This is a genomic window from Streptomyces sp. NBC_01198 (assembly GCF_036010485.1).
Lineage (GTDB): Bacteria > Actinomycetota > Actinomycetes > Streptomycetales > Streptomycetaceae > Actinacidiphila.
In genome coordinates, this window is record NZ_CP108568.1 from 2,241,744 (window position 1) to 2,263,356 (window position 21,613).

18 protein-coding genes are annotated in these 21,613 nt (G+C 72.7%); 5 read left to right on the forward strand and 13 right to left on the reverse strand.

Features of this window, described 5'->3' with window-relative positions; translation table 11 throughout:
* The first annotated feature begins 132 nt into the window (after nucleotides 1-132).
* A complete protein-coding gene (locus OG702_RS09965; RefSeq protein ID WP_327288497.1) occupies nucleotides 133-975 on the forward strand; it encodes an SAM-dependent methyltransferase in 843 nt (280 codons plus the stop codon).
* A 56-nt stretch (nucleotides 976-1,031) separates the two neighbouring features.
* Nucleotides 1,032-1,535 carry a DUF402 domain-containing protein gene (locus OG702_RS09970; protein WP_327288498.1) on the forward strand — a complete coding sequence of 168 codons (504 nt, stop codon included), beginning with the start codon at nucleotides 1,032-1,034 and terminating at the stop codon, nucleotides 1,533-1,535.
* A 40-nt stretch (nucleotides 1,536-1,575) separates the two neighbouring features.
* Here OG702_RS09970 and OG702_RS09975 read toward each other — a convergent pair whose 3' ends face one another.
* The 6 genes from OG702_RS09975 to nsdA form a co-directional block, all read right to left on the reverse strand.
* Complete coding sequence (locus OG702_RS09975; RefSeq protein WP_327288499.1) at nucleotides 1,576-2,091, reverse strand: GNAT family N-acetyltransferase; 516 nt, start codon at nucleotides 2,089-2,091, stop codon at nucleotides 1,576-1,578.
* Nucleotides 2,092-2,127: 36 nt separating this feature from the next.
* Nucleotides 2,128-3,693 carry a signal recognition particle protein gene (ffh, locus tag OG702_RS09980; RefSeq protein ID WP_327288500.1) on the reverse strand — a complete coding sequence of 522 codons (1,566 nt, stop codon included), beginning with the start codon at nucleotides 3,691-3,693 and terminating at the stop codon, nucleotides 2,128-2,130.
* A 119-nt stretch (nucleotides 3,694-3,812) separates the two neighbouring features.
* Nucleotides 3,813-6,242, reverse strand: coding sequence for a [protein-PII] uridylyltransferase (locus tag OG702_RS09985; RefSeq protein ID WP_327288501.1), 2,430 nt, complete (start codon nucleotides 6,240-6,242; stop codon nucleotides 3,813-3,815).
* Nucleotides 6,243-6,268: 26 nt separating this feature from the next.
* On the reverse strand, nucleotides 6,269-6,607 hold the full coding sequence (locus OG702_RS09990) for a P-II family nitrogen regulator (protein WP_259441229.1): 339 nt from the start codon (nucleotides 6,605-6,607) through the stop codon (nucleotides 6,269-6,271).
* The gene (locus OG702_RS09995) at nucleotides 6,604-7,935 is read right to left on the reverse strand and encodes an ammonium transporter (RefSeq protein WP_327288502.1); all 1,332 of its coding nucleotides are present in this window, start codon (nucleotides 7,933-7,935) and stop codon (nucleotides 6,604-6,606) included. Before OG702_RS09995 ends, OG702_RS09990 begins: the two co-directional genes overlap by 4 nt.
* A 236-nt stretch (nucleotides 7,936-8,171) precedes the next feature.
* A complete protein-coding gene (gene nsdA, locus OG702_RS10000; protein WP_442814360.1) occupies nucleotides 8,172-9,632 on the reverse strand; it encodes a transcriptional repressor NsdA in 1,461 nt (486 codons plus the stop codon).
* A gap of 345 nt (nucleotides 9,633-9,977) precedes the next feature.
* Here nsdA and OG702_RS10005 point away from each other — a divergent pair, with 345 nt between their 5' ends.
* Nucleotides 9,978-10,700 carry a bifunctional DNA primase/polymerase gene (locus tag OG702_RS10005; protein WP_327288504.1) on the forward strand — a complete coding sequence of 241 codons (723 nt, stop codon included), beginning with the start codon at nucleotides 9,978-9,980 and terminating at the stop codon, nucleotides 10,698-10,700.
* Nucleotides 10,701-10,827: 127 nt separating this feature from the next.
* Here the strand turns inward: OG702_RS10005 and ftsY are convergent, their stop codons facing one another.
* The 5 genes from ftsY to OG702_RS10030 all read right to left on the reverse strand — a co-directional run bounded on the left by ftsY (nucleotide 10,828) and on the right by OG702_RS10030 (nucleotide 18,281).
* Nucleotides 10,828-12,039, reverse strand: coding sequence for a signal recognition particle-docking protein FtsY (ftsY, locus tag OG702_RS10010; RefSeq protein ID WP_327288505.1), 1,212 nt, complete (start codon nucleotides 12,037-12,039; stop codon nucleotides 10,828-10,830).
* A gap of 69 nt (nucleotides 12,040-12,108) precedes the next feature.
* Nucleotides 12,109-13,524 (reverse strand): sugar porter family MFS transporter, encoded by a 1,416-nt coding sequence (locus OG702_RS10015; RefSeq protein WP_327288506.1) that lies wholly within the window; start codon nucleotides 13,522-13,524, stop codon nucleotides 12,109-12,111.
* A gap of 94 nt (nucleotides 13,525-13,618) precedes the next feature.
* Nucleotides 13,619-17,212, reverse strand: a complete 3,594-nt coding sequence (gene smc, locus OG702_RS10020) for a chromosome segregation protein SMC (protein WP_327288507.1) — start codon at nucleotides 17,210-17,212, stop codon at nucleotides 13,619-13,621.
* 219 nt (nucleotides 17,213-17,431) lie between these two features.
* Nucleotides 17,432-17,632 carry a hypothetical protein gene (locus OG702_RS10025; RefSeq protein WP_073500413.1) on the reverse strand — a complete coding sequence of 67 codons (201 nt, stop codon included), beginning with the start codon at nucleotides 17,630-17,632 and terminating at the stop codon, nucleotides 17,432-17,434.
* Nucleotides 17,633-17,999: 367 nt separating this feature from the next.
* Nucleotides 18,000-18,281, reverse strand: coding sequence for an acylphosphatase (locus tag OG702_RS10030; protein ID WP_327288508.1), 282 nt, complete (start codon nucleotides 18,279-18,281; stop codon nucleotides 18,000-18,002).
* 137 nt (nucleotides 18,282-18,418) lie between these two features.
* On the opposite strand from OG702_RS10030, the gene OG702_RS10035 reads away from it, so the two are divergent.
* Nucleotides 18,419-19,288 carry a CAP domain-containing protein gene (locus tag OG702_RS10035; protein ID WP_327288509.1) on the forward strand — a complete coding sequence of 290 codons (870 nt, stop codon included), beginning with the start codon at nucleotides 18,419-18,421 and terminating at the stop codon, nucleotides 19,286-19,288.
* Nucleotides 19,289-19,349: 61 nt separating this feature from the next.
* Complete coding sequence (locus OG702_RS10040; RefSeq protein WP_327288510.1) at nucleotides 19,350-19,739, forward strand: winged helix-turn-helix transcriptional regulator; 390 nt, start codon at nucleotides 19,350-19,352, stop codon at nucleotides 19,737-19,739.
* On the opposite strand, the gene mutM is transcribed toward OG702_RS10040, so the two are convergent.
* Together mutM and rnc are read right to left on the reverse strand one after the other, a co-directional pair.
* Complete coding sequence (mutM, locus tag OG702_RS10045) at nucleotides 19,712-20,578, reverse strand: bifunctional DNA-formamidopyrimidine glycosylase/DNA-(apurinic or apyrimidinic site) lyase (RefSeq protein WP_327288511.1); 867 nt, start codon at nucleotides 20,576-20,578, stop codon at nucleotides 19,712-19,714. The two genes, OG702_RS10040 and mutM, sit on opposite strands and share 28 nt — an antisense overlap.
* Nucleotides 20,579-20,859: 281 nt before the next feature.
* Nucleotides 20,860-21,609, reverse strand: coding sequence for a ribonuclease III (gene rnc / locus OG702_RS10050; protein ID WP_327288512.1), 750 nt, complete (start codon nucleotides 21,607-21,609; stop codon nucleotides 20,860-20,862).
* Nucleotides 21,610-21,613: the final 4 nt, after the last annotated feature.

Genomic DNA, 21,613 nt, shown 5'->3' on the forward strand with positions numbered 1-21,613 from the left:
GGAACGGGTGAAAAACGACTCCCCCGGGCCCTGGACGCCACGGGCAAAGAGCAGTTGTCTGGCTCTCGGGGGGCGAAAACGGCACACATTCCCTGGGGGGAACACGGCGAAGCGTGGCTGATTGGGGCTTCGATGGCACCTACCCTCTATCGCGGATCCAGGCCGGCGACGGCACACCACGACCGGGCACGGGACTGGGCGGAGATCCAGGAACGCATGCTCGTACCGCTCTACGACACCGTGCACGACCGGCTCGACGTCGGTCCCGGCACCGGGCTCCTCGCCCTGAACTGCGGTTCCGGCCTCGCGCTGCTGCTCGCGGCGGCCCGCGGCGCGGCCGTCACCGGATACGACGCCGACCCCGACCGGCTGCGCCTGGCGGGGGAAAGACTCGCCGGACCGAAGAGACCCGGTACCTTACCGCGGGGCGCGCGTACGACCGCCGCACCGCCCTCATTGCGCGCCGGCGCACCCGGAACGCAGGACCTGCGCGCGGGCGGCCACAACGTCGTCACCGCCCTGGACCCGGCCACCCCCGCGGACGAGCTGCGGCCCGCGCTGGCGGCCGTCGCCGCCGTGACCCGCCCGGGCAGCGTCGTGGTGCTGGCCGGCTGGGGGCCGCCGGAACGCTGCTCGGCCGCCAGGGTGCTGAAGGTCGCCACCCGGCTCGCCGAACCCCGCGGCCCCGCCGCCCCCGCACCGCGGCTCAGCGGCCGGGACGACCTGGAGGACCTGGCAAGGGGCGCCGGGCTGCGGCCTGACGGCTCGGGGCGGGTGTCGTGCCCGTTCGGCTACCAGAACCAGGCGAGCGCGGTACGCGGCCTGCTGTCGACCGGCCTGTTCGACCCGGCGGTGGCCGCCACCGACAAGCAGCAGGTGGAGAAGGAGGTCGCCGAGGCCCTGCACCCCTACCGGCGTCCGGACGGCACGGTCCGGATGGAGAACGTCTTCCGCTATCTGATCGCCCGCGTCTGACCCGCCCGACAGGAAACCCGGTGGCCGCCAGGCGCGGTATCGGCAAGGGTGAGGGCATGCCCACCACCCTCCTGCCGCCCGGCGCCCCGGCGTCCGTGCGCCTGGTCAAGGCCGGCCGTGAGAAGGTCCGCTACCCCGCCACCGTGGTCGCCGACGACGGTGTCCAGGTGACCGTGACCGCACCCTGGTCGCTGCCGCAGGTGCGCGACTTCGGCTTCGTGCGCTTCGAGCCCGGCGACCTGTTCACCGAGCACTACTGGCGCGACCGGTGGTACGCGGTCAAGGAGGTGCGGGACGCCCGCGGCGTGCCCAAGGGCTGGTACTGCGATGTCGCCCGGCCGGTCATGGTCGCGGCGGGCGTGCTCACCTCGGAGGACCTGGACCTCGACCTGTGGGTGTCGGCCGACGGCAGCCTGGTGTTGCGGCTGGACGAGGACGAGTTCGCCGCGAGCGGGCTGGCGGCGCGGGACCCGGAGGCGGCCGGGCGGGCGGTGCGCGCGCTGGACGAGCTGGAGGCGCTGGCCCGCCGCGACGGCGGCCTGGCCCCGCTGCTCGGCTGAGCCGCGGCCGGGGCCGGCCGGAAGCGCGGCTGATGCCCGGCTAGAGGCCCGGCCACTCCTCCGCGGTCATGGCGAAGCGTTCGTGGTCGCGCCAGGCGTCGTTGATGAACAGCATCCGCGGCGAGAACCCCTCGTGCCGGAAGCCGAGCCGCTTGGCCATCGCCACCGAGCGGACGTTGTCCGGCTGGACGCTGATCTCCAGCCGGTGCAGGCCGAGGCCGCCCGGCTCGGCGGCGAAGCAGCGGTCCACCACCAGCCGCAGGCCCTCGGTCATCCGGCCGGTCCCGTTGTAGGGCACGTAACTGTCGTAACCGAGGGCGGCGTTGCGGAAGCGGGCCAGCACGATGTTGGCGACATTGCACTTGCCGACGATGCCGCCGTCCTCGTTGTCGAAGATCAGGAAGGTCCGCAGGCCGGCGCCCTGCCGCCGCAGCAGCTCGGGCAGGCCGTCCGGCTCCACCGGATTCCACGGCGAGAGATGCTCGACCGACCGCAGCACCGCACTGCGGTGCGCCTCGGTGTCACTGGACCTGGGTTCTCTGATCGATACGCGCATGCACCCATCATCCCGCGACGCCGAAAGGCGCCCGCATCAGCCCATGAACTTCTTGAACTCGTCGGGCAGTTCGAAGTCCTTGCCGCCGCCCGGCAGGCCGAACGGGCTGCCGCCGCCCTGCTCGGCGCCCCCGTCCTGATGCTGCTCCTCGCGGCGCGCGGCGGCGGCGGCCGCGTCGGCCTTGCGCTTCATCGGGTTGCCGCTCTGCCGCTTGCCCTTGGCCTGCTTCTGCTGCTTCTTCTGCCGCCCCGGACCACCGCCCATGCCGGGCATCCCCGGCATCCCGGGCATGCCGCCGCCCTGGGCCATCCGGGACATCATCTTGCGCGCCTCGAAGAACCGCTCCACCAGGCTCTTGACCGCGCTGACCTCGACACCCGAGCCCTTGGCGATACGCGCCCTGCGGGAGCCGTTGATCAGGTGCGGGTCGGCACGCTCGCCCGGGGTCATCGACTTGATGATCGCCGCGGTGCGGTCGACGTCCCGCTCGTCCAGGTTGTTGATCTGGTCCTTGATCTGGCCCATGCCCGGCAGCATCCCGAGCAGCTTGGAGATCGAGCCCATCTTGCGGACCTGCTCCATCTGCGCCAGGAAGTCGTCCAGCGTGAATTCCTTGGGGCCCTTCGCCAGCTTGGCCGCCATCTTCTCGGCCTCGGCCTGGCTGAAGGTCTGCTCGGCCTTCTCGATCAGCGACAGCATGTCGCCCATGCCCAGGATGCGCGACGCCATCCGGTCCGGGTGGAACGCGTCGAAGTCGTCCAGCTTCTCACCGTTCGAGGCGAACATGATCTGCTTGCCGGTGACGTGCGCGATCGACAGGGCCGCACCGCCACGGGCGTCGCCGTCGAGCTTGGAGAGCACCACGCCGTCGAAGCCGACGCCGTCGCGGAAGGCCTCCGCGGTGTTGACCGCGTCCTGGCCGATCATCGCGTCGACGACGAAGAGGATCTCGTCGGGGTGGGTGGCGTCGCGGATGTCCGCGGCCTGCCGCATCAGTTCCTGGTCGACACCGAGGCGGCCCGCGGTGTCGACGATCACGATGTCGTACTGCCGCGAGGTGGCGAACTCGATCGAGTCCCTGGCGACCTTGACCGGGTCGCCGACGCCGTTGCCGGGCTCGGGCGCGTAGACCGCGACGCCGGCGCGCTCGGCGACCACGCTGAGCTGGTTGACGGCGTTCGGCCGCTGGAGGTCGCAGGCGACCAGCAGCGGGGTGTGGCCCTGGCCCTGCAGCCACTTGCCGAGCTTGCCGGCCAGCGTGGTCTTTCCCGCGCCCTGGAGGCCGGCCAGCATGATCACGGTGGGCGGCTGCTTGGCGAAGCGCAGCCGCCGGGTCTCGCCGCCCAGGATGGTGATCAGCTCGTCGTTGACGATCTTGATGACCTGCTGGGCGGGGTTCAGCGCCTGCGAGACCTCGGCCCCGGAGGCGCGTTCCTTGACGTTGGCGATGAAGGCGCGCACGGCGGGCAGCGCCACGTCCGCCTCGAGAAGCGCGATCCGGATCTCGCGCGCGGTGGCGTCGATGTCCGCCTCGGACAGACGGCCGCGCCCCCGGAGGGTCTTGAAGGTATTCGCGAGGCGATCAGACAGAGTGTCGAACACGGTGGTCGCAGATCCTCGGGGTCGGGGGCGGAGACGATCGCCTTCCAGGGTATCCGGCCCGGGGACCGAGCCGGTCCTGCCCGGCGCAAGCAGCCGCCGGGTAGGACTCTCGGCCGGGCTCAGCGCAGCGCCGCCTCCACCTGGCGGGCCACGTCCGCCGCCCGTGGCGGGGACAGCGGGCTGCCGTCCTTGCCGACGACGTAGAAGGCGTCGACCGCGTTGGCCCCCAGCGTGGAGATACGCGCCGAGCGGACGGTGACCCCGGTCGCGGTCAGCGCCAGGCCGATGCGGTGCAGCAGGCCGGGGGCGTCGTGGGCGCGCACCTCGATCACCGTGGCGGTCTGCGAGGTGTGGCCGGGCGCGACGCTGACCCGGGGTGGCGGCGGGGTGATGCCGCGCCGCCGGGGGTAGGCAGCCTCCCGCTCGGCGAGCCTGGCCTCGATGTCCAGGGTGCCTTCGAAGGCGCGCGCCAGGTCGGCCCGCAGCCTGGCGGTCTCCGGCAGGGCGCCGTATTCGGCCGAGACCCGCCAGCTGAGCAGCGCGACCTGGCCCTCCCCCACCGGGTCGACCGCCCGCAGGTCGGCGGCCCTGACGCCGAGCCGGTGCAGCGCCAGGACGCCGGCGGCCTGGGCGAGCAGCCCGGGCCGGTCGGGGGCGGCGAGCAGCAGCTCCACGCCCAGCCCCTCGTCCAGGGCCTCGCCCTCGCCGTCGGGCTCGGCGTGGGCGTGCAGGGCGAGCACCGGGCCGCCGGTGCGGGCGGCCTCGATGGCGAGGCGTTCCTCCTCCGCGGTGGAGTCGCGGTCCGCGGCCTCCGGCACGTCGCCGGTGTCCAGCGCCGCCGCGACCCGCTCCACCAGCTCGGCCAGCAGCGAGGCCCGCCAGGTGCTCCAGGCGGCGGGACCGGTGGCCAGCGCGTCGGCCTCGGTGAGCGCGGCCAGCAGCTCCAGCGTGGAGGTGTCCCGTACGGTGCCGGCGACCGCGCGAACGGTCTCCGGGTCGTCCAGGTCGCGCCGGGTCGCGGTGTCGATCAGCAGCAGGTGGTGGCGTACGAGCAGCGCCAGGGTGTCGGCGTCGGCGGTACCGAAGCCGATCCTGGTCGCGACGTCGCGGGCGATGACCTCGCCGGCCTCGCTGTGGTCGCCGGGCCAGCCCTTGCCGATGTCGTGCAGCAGGGCCGCGGTCAGCAGCAGGTCGGGGCGGCCGACCCGGCGGGTCAGGCCGGCGGCCTGCACGGCGGTCTCGACCAGGTGCCGGTCGACGGTGAAGCGGTGCACCGCGTTGCGCTGCGGGCGGCAGCGGACCCGCTCCCAGTCCGGCAGCAGCCGGGTGATCAGGCCCTCGGCCTCCAGCGCCTCCCACACCTGCACGGTGGACTCGCCCGCGCCGAGCAGCGTCAGCAGCTGCTCGCGGGCCTCCGCCGGCCACGGCACGGGCAGCGGCCGGGCCGCCGCGGCCAGCCGCCGCACCGCGTGCAGCGACAGCGGCAGGCCGGCCTGGGCGGCGGCAGCGGCGGCGCGCAGCGGCAGGACGGGGTCGCGGTCGGGCTTCGCGGCGAGCGCGAGCACCGCCTCGCCCTCCTGCTCCACGACTCCTTCGGCCAGCGGTACGCGCTCGGGTGCGTTGCCCGCAGGGACGCTCCTGCTGCGGCCGAGCAGCCGGCGGCGGGGCCGGGCGTCGCGGGCCCGCAGCACCCGGCCGACCTCCCGCCAGGTGACGTCGGAGGCGTAGGCGATCCGCCGGGCGGCCTCGTAGACCTCGCGCAGCAGGGTGTCGGCGTCGAGCAGGCCGAGCGCGGCGGCGACCTGGTCCTGCTCCTGGAGGGCGAGCCGGTCGGTGGCCCGCCCGGTGACCAGGTGCAGGGCGTCGCGGGCGTCCAGCAGCCGGGTACGGGCCTCCTCCAGGCCCTCGCGCGGCGCGTCAGCCAGCCAGGAGGCGGCGACGGCCCGCAGCGCGGTGGCGTCGCGCAGGCCGCCGCGGGCCTCCTTGAGGTCGGGTTCGAGCAGGTAGGACAGCTCGCCCTGGCGTTCCGCCCGCTCCTGGCACAGCTCGAGCAGCGCGGGCAGCCGCTTGGGCGCCTGGTTGCGCCAGTCGGCGAGCACCGAGGTGCGCAGGGCGGAGCTGAGCGCGGTGTCGCCGGCGAGGTGGCGGGCGTCGAGCAGGCCGAGCTGGACCTTGAGGTCGTCGGCCGCGGCCTTGCGGGCCTCGTCGGGGGTGCGCACCGAGTGGTCGAGGGCCAGGCCCAGGTCCCACACCGGATACCAGAGCCGGTCGGCGAGGGCGCCGACGGATTTCTCCGAGTCGTGCAGCAGCACCAGGTCCAGGTCGCTGCGCGGCGACAGCTCGCCGCGGCCGTAGCCGCCGACGGCGAGCAGGGCCCAGCCGCCGGTGCCGGTGGCCGCGGCGGCGTCGGTCGCGAGTCCGCCGAGCCAGCGGTCGGTGAGTGCGGCCAGGGCCGCGCGGCGCGGCGGCCCGGACCGCGCCTCCTCGGTGAGGAGGCGCAGCCGGGCCGCCGCGTAACTGTCGTCCTGCGCTTCGACGCTGTCGGTCACTCGTTCTCCACGCTGGGTTCGGGGGATCAGAGCGCGTCGGGTCCGCGCTCGCCGGTACGGACCCGGACGGCCGTGTCGACCGGGAGGCTCCACACCTTGCCGTCTCCGATTTTGCCTGTTCTGGCCGCTTTCACCACGACCTCGATGAGCTGGTCGGCGTCGGAGTCCTCGACGAGGACCTCTATGCGGATCTTCGGCACCAGGTCGACGGTGTACTCGGCGCCGCGGTAGACCTCGGTGTGGCCGCGCTGTCTGCCGTACCCGCTGGCCTCGGTCACGGTCAGGCCGTGGACCCCGAAGGCCTGCAGGGCTTCCTTGATCTCGTCCAGGCGGTGCGGCTTCACGACCGCGGTGATGAGCTTCACGCGTCCACCTTCTTGCTCGACGCGGGCCCGACGCCTGCGGGCGCCGCCGCGTGTCCTGTGCTGCCGATGCCGGCGAAGTCGTACGCGGTCTCCGCGTGCTCGGCCTGGTCGATGCCGCTGATCTCGATCTCCTCGGGAACCCGGAAGCCCATCACCATGTCGATGGCCTTGGCGAGGATCGCGGAGGCGACCAGGGAGTAACCGAGGACGGAGAAGACACCGATGGCCTGGATGCCGAACTGGTGCCACCCGCCGCCGTAGAAGACGCCCTTGACGTCCTGGCCGACACCGCCGGTGGCCAGCAGGCCGATCAGCAGCGAGCCGACGATACCGCCGACCATGTGGACGCCGACCACGTCGAGCGAGTCGTCGTAGTTGAAGCGGTACTTCAGGCCCACCGCGGCGGCGCAGATCACACCGGCGACGACACCGACCGCGATGGCGCCCAGCGGGCTGACCGAGGCGCAGGACGGGGTGATCGCGACGAGACCGGCGACGGCACCGGACGCGGCGCCCAGGGTGGTGAAGGAGCCGTGCCTGACCCGCTCGTAGAGCAGCCAGCCGATCATGGCGGCCGCGGTGGCGATCTGGGTGTTGATGAAGACCGTGGACGCGACGCCGTCGGCGGTGATCTCGGAGCCGGCGTTGAAGCCGAACCAGCCGAACCACAGCAGACCGGCACCGAGCATGACCCACGGCATGCTGTGCGGGCGCATCGGGTCGCGCTTGAAGCCGACCCGCTTGCCGATCACCAGGATCACGCCCAGCGCGGCCGCACCGGCGTTGATGTGGACCGCGGTGCCACCGGCGAAGTCGATGACGCCCTTCTTCATCAGCCAGCCGCCGCCCCACACCCAGTGGGCGACGGGGAAGTAGACCAGCGTCGCCCACAGGGCGATGAAGACCGCCCAGGCGACGAACTTGACGCGGTCGGCGAGCGCGCCGCTGATCAGCGCCGGAGTGATGATCGCGAACATCAGCTGGAAGGCGGCGAAGGCGAATATCGGCGTACCGGTGGCCCCCCACAGGTCATCGGGAGCGATGTCGCGCAGGCCGAGCCAGGTGGTGCCGCCGATGAATCCGCCGTGATCGCTGTCGAAGGCGAAGCTGAATCCGTAGCCGGTCCACAGCAGAGTGATGATCCCCAGGCTGATGAAGCTCATCATCAGCATGTTCAGGGCGCTCTTGACCCGGACCATACCGCCGTAGAAGAACGCCAGCCCCGGTGTCATCAGCATCACCAGCGCGGAGCTCAGCAGCAGAAATGCGGTATTGCCGGAGTCGAGCTTGGGCGCATCTGCGGCCAGTGTGAAGATGGCTGGTGCCATCGGCGTCTCCTCGTCATCCGAACGGCCCGAGCGGGCGGTGCAGTGGTGGGCCGGTTTTCGCCTTGAGATTGGCTGAGCCGGGTTTCCGCCGATGCCGCAAGGTGTTTCACCGTCGTGACGAAGAAGTCGCGTGTGTTACGTGGAGATGAACCGTCCCCCGGTTCGGTGAAAGATGTATACGGGTGGGGACAGAGATCGCCGGGTGGCCTGGGGCCGCGGTGCCCGGCGGCCGTGCGCTAGGCGGTCTCCGCCACCTCGGGCAGTTCGACCGCGAGCCGGTCGGACAGCTGTACGACCGCGGGGACGTCGCCGAAGTGCCGGACGGCGGTGTCGGTGGTTTTGCGGATTCGGGTGTTGACCCGTTCCGACCTGACCCTTTTGGCGACTGTCATGGCCTGCTCGGTGAAATGCGCGGCCTGCTCGGGTTCCTGTTGCAGCAGGTGGACGCTGGCCAGCCCGATCAGGTTGAGGGCATAGGCCCGCTGGTGGATGGTGTCGTTGCTGAAGCCCTCGACGGCCTTCTCCATCACCGGGTGGGCGAGCGAGGCGTAAGCGGGGCTGCGGCCCGCGACATAGGCCAGGTCGCGGTAGGAGTGCGCGTTCTCCGCGTGCAGCTCTGACTCGTTGAAGAAGCTGATCCAGCTCGGGTCCTCGGTCGGGCGGGACTCGGTGAAGGTGTCCTCGGCGGCGCGGACCGCGCGGTGGCACTTGTTGACCTGGCCCATGTTGGCGTACGCCCGGGCTTCGAGGGCGTGCAGCATGGCCTGGGTGGTGGCGCTCGCGGAGTCGCGGCTGCCGTACTGCGCGAGGTGGATGAGCTCCAGGGCGTCGTCGGGGCGGTCCAGGTGGATCATCTGGCGGCTCATCGAGGACAGCACGAAGGCGCCGAGCGGGCGGTCGCCCGCCTCCTTGGCCGCGTGCAGCGCGAGCACCAGATACTTCTGGGCGGTGGGCTGCAGCCCCACGTCGTAGCTCATCCAGCCGGCCAGCGCGGCGAGGTCGGCGGTGACGCGGTAGAGGCGGCGGCCGACGGCCTCGGTGTGCGACTCCTGGAGCAGGTCGGTGACCTCGTGCAGCTGGCCGACCACGGCCTTGCGGCGCAGGCCGCCGCCGCACTGGTTGTCCCAGACGCGGAACATCTCGGCGGTGGACTCCAGCAGCTGCAGCTCCTGCTCGGACAGCCGGGACGGCCGGCCGCCGTCGCGCAGGGCGGCCGGCGGTGCCGCGGGGCCGGTCTGGGAGGCCGGCGCCAGCCAGCGCTGCATGGGCTCGACGAGCGCGGGTCCGGCGGAGAGCGCCAGCGAGGCGCCGAGGAAGCCGCGGCGGCCGAGCATCAGGTCGCTGCGGGAGAACTCGCTGATCAGCTCGACGGTCTGCGGGCCGGTCCAGGGCAGGTCCACGTCCCCGCCGGCCTGCGGCTGGTGGGCCGAGCGCAGGCCCAGGTCCTCGACGGGGACGACGCTGCCGAACCGCTCGGAGAACAGCTCGGACAGGATGCGCGGTATCGGCTCGCGCGGCTGCTCGCCGTCCAGCCAGCGGCGCACCCGGGAGGTGTCGGTGCTGACGTGGTGGGCGCCCAGCTGGCGCGCCCTGCGGTTGACCTGGCGAGCCAGCTCCCCCTTGGACCAGCCGCTGCGCACGAACCACGAACTCAGCTGCGCATTGGGCTGCTTGTCTGCTGTGCCGCCCACGGTCAAGCCCCCATCCCGGTCTCGCTCGACCCGTCGACCCAGTGATTACCAGGGTCCGCCGGGTCCTGTCCGCCGGTTGCCGAAAGTGTCGGCGGCCGGGCCGGTGGCCATGGACCGCATGGACGTGCCTGTGGCACATGCACAGGCCGCGAGCGGTTCACTGCCATGACCTCACGAACTGAAAGTAGTCCCACCCTCACTCGTCCGGCGACCAGGTGTGGGGAAACGCCACCATTCGCCACCCCTTCGAATGAACTCGGTTGCGACTCCGCACGATTCACTTGACACATGCCGGTCGCACGCGGTCGGGCGGGTGCGTAACCATCGCGGCGGCGATCCGTTGGAGGTGTCATGGTGTTCACGATCGGCAGCATGCGGGAGTCGCGGCAGCAGCGGAACGGCGTACGGGAGGTCCCCGGTGCAGGGGCACGACCCGCGGTGCGTACCGGAGTGCGCCGGCGGACGCACGCGGGGGTGTGCACCACGGTCGGCGAGTACGCCGGGCGCTGCGGCTGGGCGGTGGTGCCGGGGGCGCGGGTCGCCCGCGGCGGCGGGCCCTGCTCGTGCGGGGACGCCGGGTGCGGGCTGCCCGGCGCGCATCCGCTGCCCTTCGCCGACGAGATCCCGGCCGGCGCGGCGCCGGCCGGCGCCGCGGAGGCGTGGGCGCGGGTGCCGGGCGCGGCGGTGCTGCTGCCGACCGGGCGGTCCTTCGACGTGATCGAGGTGGCCGAGGCGCCGGGCCGGCGGGCACTGGTGCGGCTGGAGCGGATGGGGCTGCGGCTCGGGCCCGTCCTGCTGACTCCCGCGGGGCGTGCGCAGTTCTTCGTCGCGCCGGGCGCCGCCGCGGAACTGCCGCATCTGCTGTACCGGATGGGCTGGGACGACGCGGAGCTGGACCTGCGCTGCCTGGGCCCCGGCGGCCATGTCACCGCTCCCCCGTCGGACCTCGGCGGCCTCGGCCCGGTCCGCTGGCTGCGCGAGCCGCTGCCGGAGGCCGCCGCGCAGCCCCCCGAGGCCAGGCTGCTGCTCGGCACGCTCGCCTTCGTCTGCCACCGGGACCGGGCCTGCGCCTGACCGGCGCGCCCCGTGGCTCGCGCCCTGGCGGCCGTTCGACCATGCGTAAGGGGCACCCGCCCTGGTGGGTGCCCCTTACGCATGTCCGGCTCACGGCTGTCCGGCTCGCCGGCCAGCCGGCGGCGGCCTAGTCGCCGATCAGCGCGTCCACGAAGGCCTCGGGCTCGAAGGGGGCCAGGTCGTCGGCGCCCTCGCCCAGGCCGACCAGCTTGACCGGGACGCCCAGCTCGCGCTGGACGGCGATCACGATGCCGCCCTTGGCGGTGCCGTCGAGCTTGGTCAGCACGATGCCGGTGATGTCCACCACCTCGGCGAAGACCCGCGCCTGCACCAGGCCGTTCTGACCGGTGGTGGCGTCCAGCACGAGCAGCACCTCGTCGACCGGGCCGTGCTTCTCGACCACCCGCTTGACCTTGCCGAGCTCGTCCATCAGGCCGGTCTTGGTGTGCAGCCGGCCCGCGGTGTCGATCAGGACGGTGTCGGCGCCCTCGGCGATGCCCTCCTTGACGGCGTCGAAGGCGATCGAGGCCGGGTCGCCGCCCTCGGGACCGCGTACCGTCCGCGCGCCGACCCGCTCGCCCCAGGTCTGCAGCTGGTCGGCGGCGGCGGCACGGAAGGTGTCCGCGGCGCCGAGCACGACGCTGCGGCCGTCGGCGACCAGCACCCGGGCGAGCTTGCCCGTGGTGGTGGTCTTGCCGGTGCCGTTGACCCCGACGACCAGCACGACCGCCGGGGACTCCTCGTGGCTCTCGGTGTGCAGGACACGGTCGAGGGCCGGGTCGACCAGCGTGAGCAGTTCCTCCCGCAGCAGGGCGCGCAGCTCGGCGGGGGTCCTGGTGCCGTGCACCCGCACCCGGGTGCGCAGCCGCTCGACGAGTTCCTGGGTCGGGGCGACGCCGACGTCGGCGGTGATGAGGGTGTCCTCGACCTCCTCCCAGGTCTCGTCGTCCAGGCGCTCCCTGGACAGCAGCGTCAGCAGGCCCTTGCCCAGGGTGTTCTGGGAGCGGGACAGCCGGGAGCGCAGCCGGACCAGCCGGCCGGCGGTGGGATCCGGCTGCTCGATGACCGGCGCCGGCGGGACCTGCACCTCCTCCAGGGCCTCGGGCGCGGCGGTCGCCCCGGGCAGGGGGACCTCTTCGACGGTCCTGCGGGATTCCTCCTGCGGGGCCTCGGCCTCCTCCCCGACATGCGGTTCCGCGGGGGGCGTGGTGATCTTCGGGGGGCTCGGCGGCGCGGCCGGCGGCAGCTGCTTGTTCTTGCGGCGGCTGCCCACCACCAGGCCGCCGGCCGCCAGGATCACGACCAGGGCGATGACTACGACAAGGATGACGGTTTCCATAACCTCCCCAGTATCGGGTACGCGGGCCGCCGGGCCCGCCCGATACCCGGGCGGGCCCGTGCCCTGTCCCTATCCCATCTCCTCCAGTGTCTTGCCCTTGGTCTCCTTGACGAAGATCAGCACGAAGGGGATGGAGAGCACCGCGAAGCAGGTGTAGATGACGTAGGTGCCCGACAGGTTCCAGTCCGCGAGGGTCGGGAAGCTCGCGGTGATCGCCCAGTTGGCGATCCACTGGGCGGACGCGGCCACGCCGAGGGCGGCGGCGCGGATCCGGTTCGGGAACATCTCGCCGAGGAAGACCCACACCACGACGCCCCAGGACAGTGCGAAGAAGAGCACGAAGACGTGCGCGGCGACCAGGGCGACCGTGCCCTGGGCGCTGGGCAGCGTGGAGCCGTGCTTGGAGGAGAAGGCCCACGCTTCGAGGGCGAGCGCGACGGCCATGCCGCTGGAGCCGATCAGGGCGAGCGGGCGGCGGCCGATCCGGTCCACGAAGACCATCGCGATCGCGGTGCCGATGATGTTCACGATGGAAGTGGTGAAGGAGTAGAGGAAGGAGCTGCTCGGGTCGATGCCGACGGACTGCCACAGCGTCGCGGAGTAGTAGAAGGCCACGTTGATGCCGACCAGCTGCTGGAAGACCGACAGGCCGATGCCGATCCAGACGATGGACAGGAAGCTGAAGCGGGTGCGGAGCAGGTCGGTGAACTTCGACTTGTGCTCGCGGTGCATCGCGGTCTGGATCTCGGTGACGCGCGCGTCCAGGTCGATGTCCTTGCCCTCGACGTCTGCGAGCACCGCCTTGGCGTCGGCGGTGCGGCCGACCGCGAGCAGGAAGCGCGGCGACTCGGGGATGGCGAAGGACAGCAGCCCGTAGACCACCGCGGGGACGACCATCACACCGAGCATGAGCTGCCAGGCCTCAAGACCGATGATCTTGCCGCGCTGGTCGCCGTTCGCGCCCTGCAGGATGCCGTAGTTCACCAGCTGCGACACCGCGATGCCGAGCACGATCGCGGCCTGCTGGAACGAGGCGAGCCGGCCTCGTATCGCGGGCGGCGAGACCTCGGCGATGTACGCGGGGCCGATGACCGACGCCATGCCGATGGCGAAGCCGCCGACGATCCGCCAGAAGGCCAGCTCCCACAGGGCGAAGGGCAGCGCGGAGCCGACCGCGCTGATGGTGAAGAGCACCGAGGCGATCTGCATGCAGCGGATACGTCCGATGCGGTCGGCGATCCGGCCGGCCGTGGCGGCGCCGATGGCCGAGCCGATCAGCGCGATGGCCACGACCTGGGCGAGGGTGCCCGACCCGATGCCGTACTTGTCACGGATGGCTTCGACGGCGCCGTTGATGACGGAACTGTCGTAGCCGAACAGGAAGCCGCCCATGGCGGCGGCCGCGGCGATGAAGATGATATGGCCCAAGTGGACCGGGGCCGGTGCGCGATCATCGGTCCCGGACGCTTGTGCGGTGCTGGTCACTTCGGCTCCTCGTGCCCGGCGGCCGGCCCTCCCACGAAGACCGGACCTTCACGTGCCGGCCGGCACGGTGCCGGTCACCACATGAAGTGCGCCGTCAGGCGGTGCGTTGTTTTCCGTTCCGCAGCCGCTGGCTGATCACCTTGGACACACCGTCGCCCTGCATCGAAACGCCGTACAGGGCGTCAGCCACCTCCATCGTCCGCTTCTGATGGGTGATGACGATGAGCTGGGAGCTCTCCTGAAGCTCCTCCATGATCCGGATCAGCCGCTGCAGATTGGTGTCGTCCAGCGCGGCCTCGACCTCGTCCATCACGTAGAACGGACTCGGCCGTGCCTTGAAGATCGACACCAGCATCGCCACCGCGGTCAGCGAGCGCTCACCACCCGACAGCAGCGACAACCGCTTGACCTTCTTCCCGGGCGGCCTGGCCTCAACCTCGACTCCTGTAGTGAGCATGTTGTCCGGGTCGGTGAGCAGCAGCCGCCCCTCGCCACCAGGGAAAAGGCGCGAGAAGACGCCCTCGAACTGCCGGGCGGTGTCGTGGAAGGCGGCGGTGAAGACCTGCTCGACCCGCTCGTCGACGTCCTTGACCACCTGGAGCAGGTCGGCCCGCGTCTTGCGCAGGTCCTCCAGCTGCTCGGTGAGGAACTTGTGCCGCTCCTCCAGGGCCGCGAACTCCTCCAGGGCCAGCGGGTTGACCTTGCCGAGCTGCGCGTACGCCTTCTCCGCCGCCTTGAGCCGCTTCTCCTGCTCGGGGCGGACGTAGGGCCGCGGCAGGTTGCGCGGGTCCTGCGGGTCCTCGGGCAGGATCTCGCCCTCGGCCGGCAGCGAGGGCGGCACCGGCTGGTCCGGGCCGTACTCGGCGACCAGCCCGGCCGGCTCCATGCCGTGCTCCTCCAGGGCCCTGCCCTCCAGCTGCTCGATCCGCAGCCGCTTCTCCGCGCCCAGCACCTCACCCTTGTGGACGTCGCCGGTCAGCCGGTCGAGCTCGCCCTTCAGCTCCCGGCCGCGGCGGCGCTCCTGGCCCAGCTCCGCCTCGCGCTCGGCCCTGGCCTGCTCGGCGGCCGCGCGTTCCGCCTCTGCCCGGGCCAGCGACACCTGGACGCAGTCCAGCAGGCCGCGGGCCCCGTCGCGTACTGCGGCGGCCACCGACGCCTCGTAGGCCAGCCGGAGCCGGCGGCGTTCGGCCCTGGCCCTGGTCTCCCGCTCGGCGCGGGCGGCCCGGTCCAGGCCGTCCGCCCGGCCCGCCAGGCCCTTGACGCGCTCCTCGTGCGTACGCAGCTGGAGCCGCGCCTCCATCTCGGTCTGCCGGGCGTTGGCGCCGTCCGCGGCGAGCCGGTCGCGTACGGAGGTGTCGGGCTCCTCCTCGCCCGGCTCCTCCTGAGCCTCGCTCAGCCGGTAGGACAGCTCCTCGAACTCCTCCCGGGCCGCGGCGAGCGACTCCTCGCTGCGGCCGACCGCGCTCGCCGCCCGGTCCGCCTCGCCCGCGGCGGCACGGGCCTGGCCGCCGAGCCGGCCCAGCTGCTGGGCGACCGAGGACTTGGCCTTCTCCGCCTCCCGGCGCCGCCGCCCCAGCTCGTCGACCGTCCCCGCGGCGGCCGAGCGCCGCTCCTTGGCCTGCTGCTGGCGGTCCGCCAGCTGTGCGCACTGCTCTTCGAGCCGGGCCAGCTCAGCGGTCGCCTCGTCCACCTGCGCCTGGACTTCGAGCAGGCTCGGCGCCTTGGCACTGCCGCCGACCGCGGTGTGCGCGGCCAGCAGGTCGCCCTCGGCGGTGACGGCGGTCAGGTCGGGGCGGGCGGCGACGACGGCCTCGGCGTCCTCCAGCGAGTCCACGACCACGACGGACCGCAGCAGCACCCTGACCGCGGCCATCAGTTCGCCGGTGGCGCTCACCAGGTCCACGGCGAAGCGCCCACCGGCCGGCGGCGCGGCCACGGTTCGGTCCTCGTCCGGCGCTCCGCCGAGCAGCAGGGCGGCGCGGCCCGCGTCCTCCTTGCGCAGCAGCCGCAGCGCCTCGGCCGCGGCGGACAGGCCGCTGACCGCGACCGCGTCGGCGGCGGCGCCGAGCGCGGCGGCGACCGGGACCTCGTAGCCGGGGGCGACCCGCAGCAGGGCGGCGGCCGAGCCGAGCACCCCGGAGAGCGGTCCCGCGGACCCGTCGGCGCCGCCGGCCAGCAGCGCGCCGCTGCCGTCCTTGCGGCGCAGCGCCGGGGCCAGCGCGTCGCGGCGGGCGGCGACCGCGGCGCGGCGGCGCTCGGCGGCCGTGGCCGCCTCCCGGGCGGCGGTGAAGTCCTCGTCGGCGGCGGCCTGCTCGGCGCGGGCCGCCTCGAAGCGCTCTTCGAGCGCGGAGTCGTCGGCGTCGAGCCCTTCGACCTGGGCGCGCAGTTCCTCGTATTCGGCCTGCGCGGACTCCGCCCGGTCGCGGGCCTCGTCCCGGGCCGCGGTGAGCCGGCCGATCTCGGCCTCCGCGGAGGTGGCCCGGGAGCGGGCCGCGTTGACCTGGCCGCTGAGCCTGGCCAGCCCTTCGCGGCGGTCGGCGATGGCCCGGGCGGCGGTACGCAGCCGGCCCTCCTCCTCGGCCAGCCGCCGTTCCAGCTCGGCGCGGTGGCCGACGGTGTCGTCCAGGGCCCGCTGCGCCGCGTCCAGAGCCTCGGTCAGTTCGGCCTCCTGCTCGCGGATACGGGCGGCCTCGCGCTCCATGTCCTCCGGGTCGCGGCCGCGCCGCTCGTCGGCGGGCTGGCTCGTGGCGTGCCGGTGCCGCTGCTCGGCCAGGCCGACGGTGCCGCGGACCCGCTCGGTCAGCTGCGACAGCGCGTACCAGGTGGCCTGCGCCTCGTTGAGCCGCGGGGTCAGCTCGCGGACCTGCTCCTCCAGCCGGGCCTCGCCCCGGACGGCGTCGGCGAGCTGCGCCTCGACGGCCTCCTTGCGCTCCTTCAGCGCGGCCTCGTCGGCGACTTCGGCGCGCAGCGCCTCGCGCAGGGTGACCAGGTCGTCGGCCAGCAGCCGCAGCCGGGCGTCGCGCAGGTCGGCCTGGATGACAGCGGCCCTGCGAGCGACCTGGGCCTGCCGGCCGAGCGGTTTGAGCTGGCGGCGCAGCTCGCCGGTGAGGTCGGTGACCCGGGCGAGGTTGGCCTGCATCGCGTCCAGCTTCCGCAGCGCCTTCTCCTTGCGCTTGCGGTGCTTGAGGACGCCGGCCGCCTCCTCGATGAAGGCACGGCGGCCCATCGGGTCGGCGTGCAGCACCGAGTCCAGCTGGCCCTGGCCGACGATGACGTGCATCTCGCGGCCGATGCCGGAGTCGGACAGCAACTCCTGGATGTCCAGCAGCCGGCAGGTGTCGCCGTTGATCTGATACTCGCTGCCGCCGTTGCGGAACATGATCCGCGTGATGGTGACCTCGGCGTACTCGATCGGCAGGACGCCGTCGCTGTTGTCGATGGTCAGCGACACCTCGGCGCGGCCCAGCGGGGGCCGCCCGGTGGTGCCGGCGAAGATGACGTCCTCCATCTTGCCGCCGCGCAGCGACTTGGCCCCCTGCTCGCCCATCACCCAGGACAGCGCGTCGACCACGTTGGACTTGCCGGACCCGTTGGGGCCGACGACGCAGGTGATTCCGGGTTCGAAGCGCAGCGTCGTCGCCGAGGCGAAGGACTTGAAGCCGCGCAGCGTGAGGCTCTTGAGATGCACGCCCGCCGACTCTACTAGCCGCCTCCGGTTTCACCAGGGAATGTGCAGGGCACATCAGACGGTAAGGAGCGGCGAGGGGCCGGTCTTGAGGGGGAGGGTGCCACGACGAAGGGACGCCGAAGCGTCCCTTGCGGTTACTGCGGTTTCTGCGGTGTCAGCCTGTGAGCTGCTGCACAGCCCCAGGTGTCCTGGACACCGGATCCGGCGGGGGTCGCCGGATCAGGCCAGGACGGGCTCCGCGTGAGCGACGTCGATGCCGAGCAGCGACTCTTCATGCGACGCGACAGTCAGCGCGTCGTTCTGGGCCTGCATCCGGATGAGCTCGGATTCCAGGTCCTGAACACGCTGCTGCAGCCTTCGCATCTCGGCGAGGAGTCGCGGGTCGGGACCGCCGACGTAACCGAGAAGCGCCTTTGCCATGATGGATGGTCCTCCACGCTGAGTGACCGACCGAAGCGGTTTGGGTCGTGGGTGAGGGGTACACGCCCGCGCAGGGTGTATGCCGTGACCGCCGCTGAACATTCTTTGGAGCCACGATGCGCGGGGCTTCCAGCGTCTCACCAAATATGGGGACGGTCAACACGATCACAGCCCAGCCGTCGGGTGCGCCTCAGAAAACACGGCGCAAAGGCGCCGCGGGCTGCCCGCGTGGCGTCGAGATCATTCTCGCTGCGGGCAGCCTGACACGACATCCGTCGTATGGCAACCGGTCATCCCCATCGGATCGCAAAACCTCGGCCGCCCGGGTGACGCGTCCCGGCGGCGGCCGCGAGGGCCCGACACGGCGTCAGCGGATCTCGAATCCGTCGTAACCGCCGCGTGGCTCGGACCAGATCTCGGTGACGCCGTCGGCGCGGCCGGGCGTGTCGCCGTCTTGCAGCCAGTCCAGCAGCCGCTGGCACCGCTCACGGGCCCCCTCGGCGACGACCTGGACCCGGCCGTCGCCCAAGTTGCCCGCGTAGCCGGACAGGCCGCCGATCTCCAGGGCGGTCGCCCTGGTCCACCACCGGAAGCCGACCCCCTGCACCCGGCCCCGCACCCAGGCGGTGAGCCGGACATTTTCGTTCATGCGGGGAGGTTATCCGGTCGGGCGGCCACCGGTTGCGACCGGATCACCGCACCGGCGGGCGTGATTCGCTACAGTCGCCCCGCAGCAGGACTTCACTCGAACGGGTGAGGCACCGTGAGCATTGAGGAGCGCACTCGATGGGCCGACACAGCCGTCAGGCGCAGCCTGCCGCGCCGCAGCCCGGCCCGCCGCGCGGCCACCGCGGCCGCCGCAAGCACCACCCGGTGCGCACCGGGCTGCTGGCCACATCCGCGGTGATGGCGGTCGGCGCGGTCGCCGCGTCGTCCGGGCTGCTGTCCGGAGTGACGGGCGAGCTGACCTACAACGGCGGCGGCAACGGCAACACCCAGGCCGACGGTCCCAGCGGCCTCGCACAGGACGGCAGTGACAACCCGTCACCGCTGGGCGACACCGACGCCCCCATACCCGGCTCCAACGTCCCCTCGGCCCCCGGTACGCCCTCCCCGTCCGCGACCGCGCCGTCCGCCCGCCCCGGGTCCGCCACGCCGGCCACCACCACGCCGCCCGCGAGTACCCACGCGACGCCGACCCGTACGGCCACCGCGCCGACCACCCCGGTGCGGACGCCGGCCACCAAGGCGCCGGCCACGAAGCCGAGCAGTGACACGCTGACCGCCACCAGGGCGGCCATCCTCACCCTGGTGAACAACGAGCGGGCGACCGCCGGCTGCAAGCCGCTGACCGCCAGCTCCTCCCTCGACGGGCTGGCCCAGGCGTTCAGCGACGACATGGCGGCCCGCGGCTTCTTCGACCACACCGACCCGGACGGTCACACCCCCTGGGACCGCGCCAAGGCCCGCGGCATCACCAACCTGGGCGGCGAGAACATCGCCCGCGGCCAGGCCGACGCCCAGGCGGTGATGACCGCCTGGATGAACAGCCCCGGGCACCGGGCGAACATCCTCAACTGCGACTACACCACCCTCGGCGTCGGCATCCACTTCGGCACCGGCGGCCCGTGGTGGACGCAGGACTTCGGCTTCTGACGCGCTGGCGGAAGGAAGGCGCTGCCTGCTGGGTGGCGCTGTGGCGGGGTACGCTCGCGGGATGGGTGAGGCGGGCGGCGGGGAGGGCGGGTTCGATGTCTTCGCGCGGGGGTGCCCGTCGCGGTTCATGCTGGGGGATGTGACCGGGCGCTGGGGAAGCCTGACGCTGGGGGCGCTGCGGGACGGCACGCTGCGGTTCAACGAGTTGCGGCGGCGGGTCGACGGGGTCAGCGAGAAGATGCTCTCGCAGACGCTGCACGCGCTGGAGCGGGACGGGCTGGTCGTCAGGGACGCCCGGCCGACGAATCCGCCGCATGTCGAATACCGGCTCACCGAGCTCGGCGCGGACACCGCGGACCGGGTGCTCGCCCTGATCGGCCTGGTCGAGGAGCGGATGCCGGAAGTGCTGGCCGCCCAGCGGGCCTACGACGCGAGGCGCGGCACCGGCTGACAGTGCGGGCAGAAGTAGCTCGACCTGTTCATCCACGCCCGGCGCCGGATCGGCGTACCGCAGCGGCGGCAGGGCAGGCCCTCGCGGCCGTAGGCGTCCAGTGAGCGGTCGAAGTAGCCGGACTCGCCGTTCACGTTGACGTACATGCTGTCGAAGCTGGTGCCGCCGGCGGCCAGCGCGTCGCCCATCACCTCGCGGATGTGCCGGACCAGCTCCGCGGTACGGGGGCGGGTCAGGCCGGCGGTGGGGCGCTCGTAGTGCAGCTTGCTGCGCCACAGCGCCTCGTCGGCGTAGATGTTGCCGACCCCGCTGATCAGGCTCTGGTCGAGCAGCGCCCGCTTGACGGTGGTGCGCTTGCGGCGCAGGGCCGCGTGGAAGGCGTCCTCGTCGAATTCCGGGTCCAGCGGGTCGCGCGCGATGTGCGCCAGCGCCTGCGGCAGGTTCTCGGGGTCGCCGGGGACCGTCTCCTGCAGCGACAGGCCGCCGAAGGTGCGCTGGTCCACGAAGCGCAGGTCGGTGTCGTCGCTGTCGGCGAAGGTGAAGCGGACCCGCAGGTGCGGTTCCGGCGGGGCCGTGGTGGGGCGGATGAGGAACTGGCCGCTCATGCCCAGGTGGGCGAGCAGGGACTCCTCCTGCGTGACCGGCAGCCACAGGTACTTGCCCCTGCGGTGCGGTACGCCCAGCTCGGTGCCGCGCAGCCGGGCCGCGAAGTCGGCGGGGCCTGCGGCGTGCCGGCGGACGGCGCGCGGGTGCAGGACGCTCACCGTCGCGACGGTCCGCCCCGCCGCCCAGCGCTCCAGCCCCCGCCGCACCACTTCCACTTCCGGCAGCTCCGGCATGCCTTACCTCCACACGGTGCCACGCCCCTCCCGGGGGGGTGGGGGATTCTGCGGTTCCCCCTACGGCAGGGGTGCTCCAGGGGGGCGCGGGGAACTGCGCGCTCAGCCCACCACAGGCGGGTGGTCCGGCACGGACCGAACAGCCCCTTCGGGCCGGTGACGACCCGCGCCCCCGGTGGGGGCGGGTCGCGCAGTTCCCCGCGCCCCTGGAAGGCGCCGCCTCGCGTAAAGGGACCGCGGACCACCGCGGCCGGGGGCGCCCCCCGAGGAGGGGTGCGCGGTCAGCTCGCGGTGGCCGAGGTCTTGCGGATGGAGCGCCAGGCGGCCTCGGCCGCCTGCTGCTCGGCTTCCTTCTTGCTGCGGCCGGTGCCGGTGCCGTACTCGACACCACCGACGCGGGCGGCAGCCGTGAAGGTCTTCTCGTGGTCGGGGCCCGACTCGGAGACGACGTATTCGGGTACGCCCAGGCTCTCGCTCGCGGTGAGCTCCTGGAGGCTGGTCTTCCAGTCCAGGCCCGCGCCCAGGTTGGAGGACTCCTCGATGAGCGGGTCGAAGAGCCGGTGCACCAGCTCGGAGGCCGCGTCGAGGCCCTGGTCGAGATAGACGGCGCCGATCACCGCTTCGAGGGTGTCCGCGAGGATCGAGGCCTTGTCCCGCCCGCCGGTGCCCTCTTCACCGCGGCCCAGGCGGATGAACGCGCCGAGGTCGAGACCCCGGCTCACGCCCGCGAGCGCTCGCGAGTTGACCACCGCGGCCCGCAGCTTGGCCAGTTGGCCCTCGGGCAGGTCGGGGTGGGTGCGGTAGAGGGTGTCGGTGACCACCAGGCCGAGCACGGAGTCCCCGAGGAACTCCAGCCGCTCGTTGGTGGGCAGCCCGCCGTTCTCGTACGCGTACGAGCGGTGGGTGAGCGCACGTACCAGAAGGGCGGGCTCGAGGTGATACCCGAGCCGCCCTTCCAGAAGCGGGTGGGACGAGGCTGTTTCCGTCGCGGCGTCCGTCGCGGCCTGCTTCGGCGCTGAGGCGTCTGACATGGAG

Coding starts and splice junctions, on each gene's coding strand:
- OG702_RS09965 (WP_327288497.1), top strand. CDS start 133: ATGGCACCTACCCTCTATCGCGGATCCAGGCCGGCGACGGCACACCAC.
- OG702_RS09970 (WP_327288498.1), top strand. CDS start 1,032: ATGCCCACCACCCTCCTGCCGCCCGGCGCCCCGGCGTCCGTGCGCCTG.
- OG702_RS09975 (WP_327288499.1), bottom strand. CDS start 2,091: ATGCGCGTATCGATCAGAGAACCCAGGTCCAGTGACACCGAGGCGCAC.
- OG702_RS09995 (WP_327288502.1), bottom strand. CDS start 7,935: ATGGCACCAGCCATCTTCACACTGGCCGCAGATGCGCCCAAGCTCGAC.
- OG702_RS10005 (WP_327288504.1), top strand. CDS start 9,978: ATGGTGTTCACGATCGGCAGCATGCGGGAGTCGCGGCAGCAGCGGAAC.
- ftsY (WP_327288505.1), bottom strand. CDS start 12,039: ATGGAAACCGTCATCCTTGTCGTAGTCATCGCCCTGGTCGTGATCCTG.
- OG702_RS10025 (WP_073500413.1), bottom strand. CDS start 17,632: ATGGCAAAGGCGCTTCTCGGTTACGTCGGCGGTCCCGACCCGCGACTC.
- OG702_RS10030 (WP_327288508.1), bottom strand. CDS start 18,281: ATGAACGAAAATGTCCGGCTCACCGCCTGGGTGCGGGGCCGGGTGCAG.
- OG702_RS10035 (WP_327288509.1), top strand. CDS start 18,419: ATGGGCCGACACAGCCGTCAGGCGCAGCCTGCCGCGCCGCAGCCCGGC.
- OG702_RS10040 (WP_327288510.1), top strand. CDS start 19,350: ATGGGTGAGGCGGGCGGCGGGGAGGGCGGGTTCGATGTCTTCGCGCGG.
- mutM (WP_327288511.1), bottom strand. CDS start 20,578: ATGCCGGAGCTGCCGGAAGTGGAAGTGGTGCGGCGGGGGCTGGAGCGC.
- rnc (WP_327288512.1), bottom strand. CDS start 21,609: ATGTCAGACGCCTCAGCGCCGAAGCAGGCCGCGACGGACGCCGCGACG.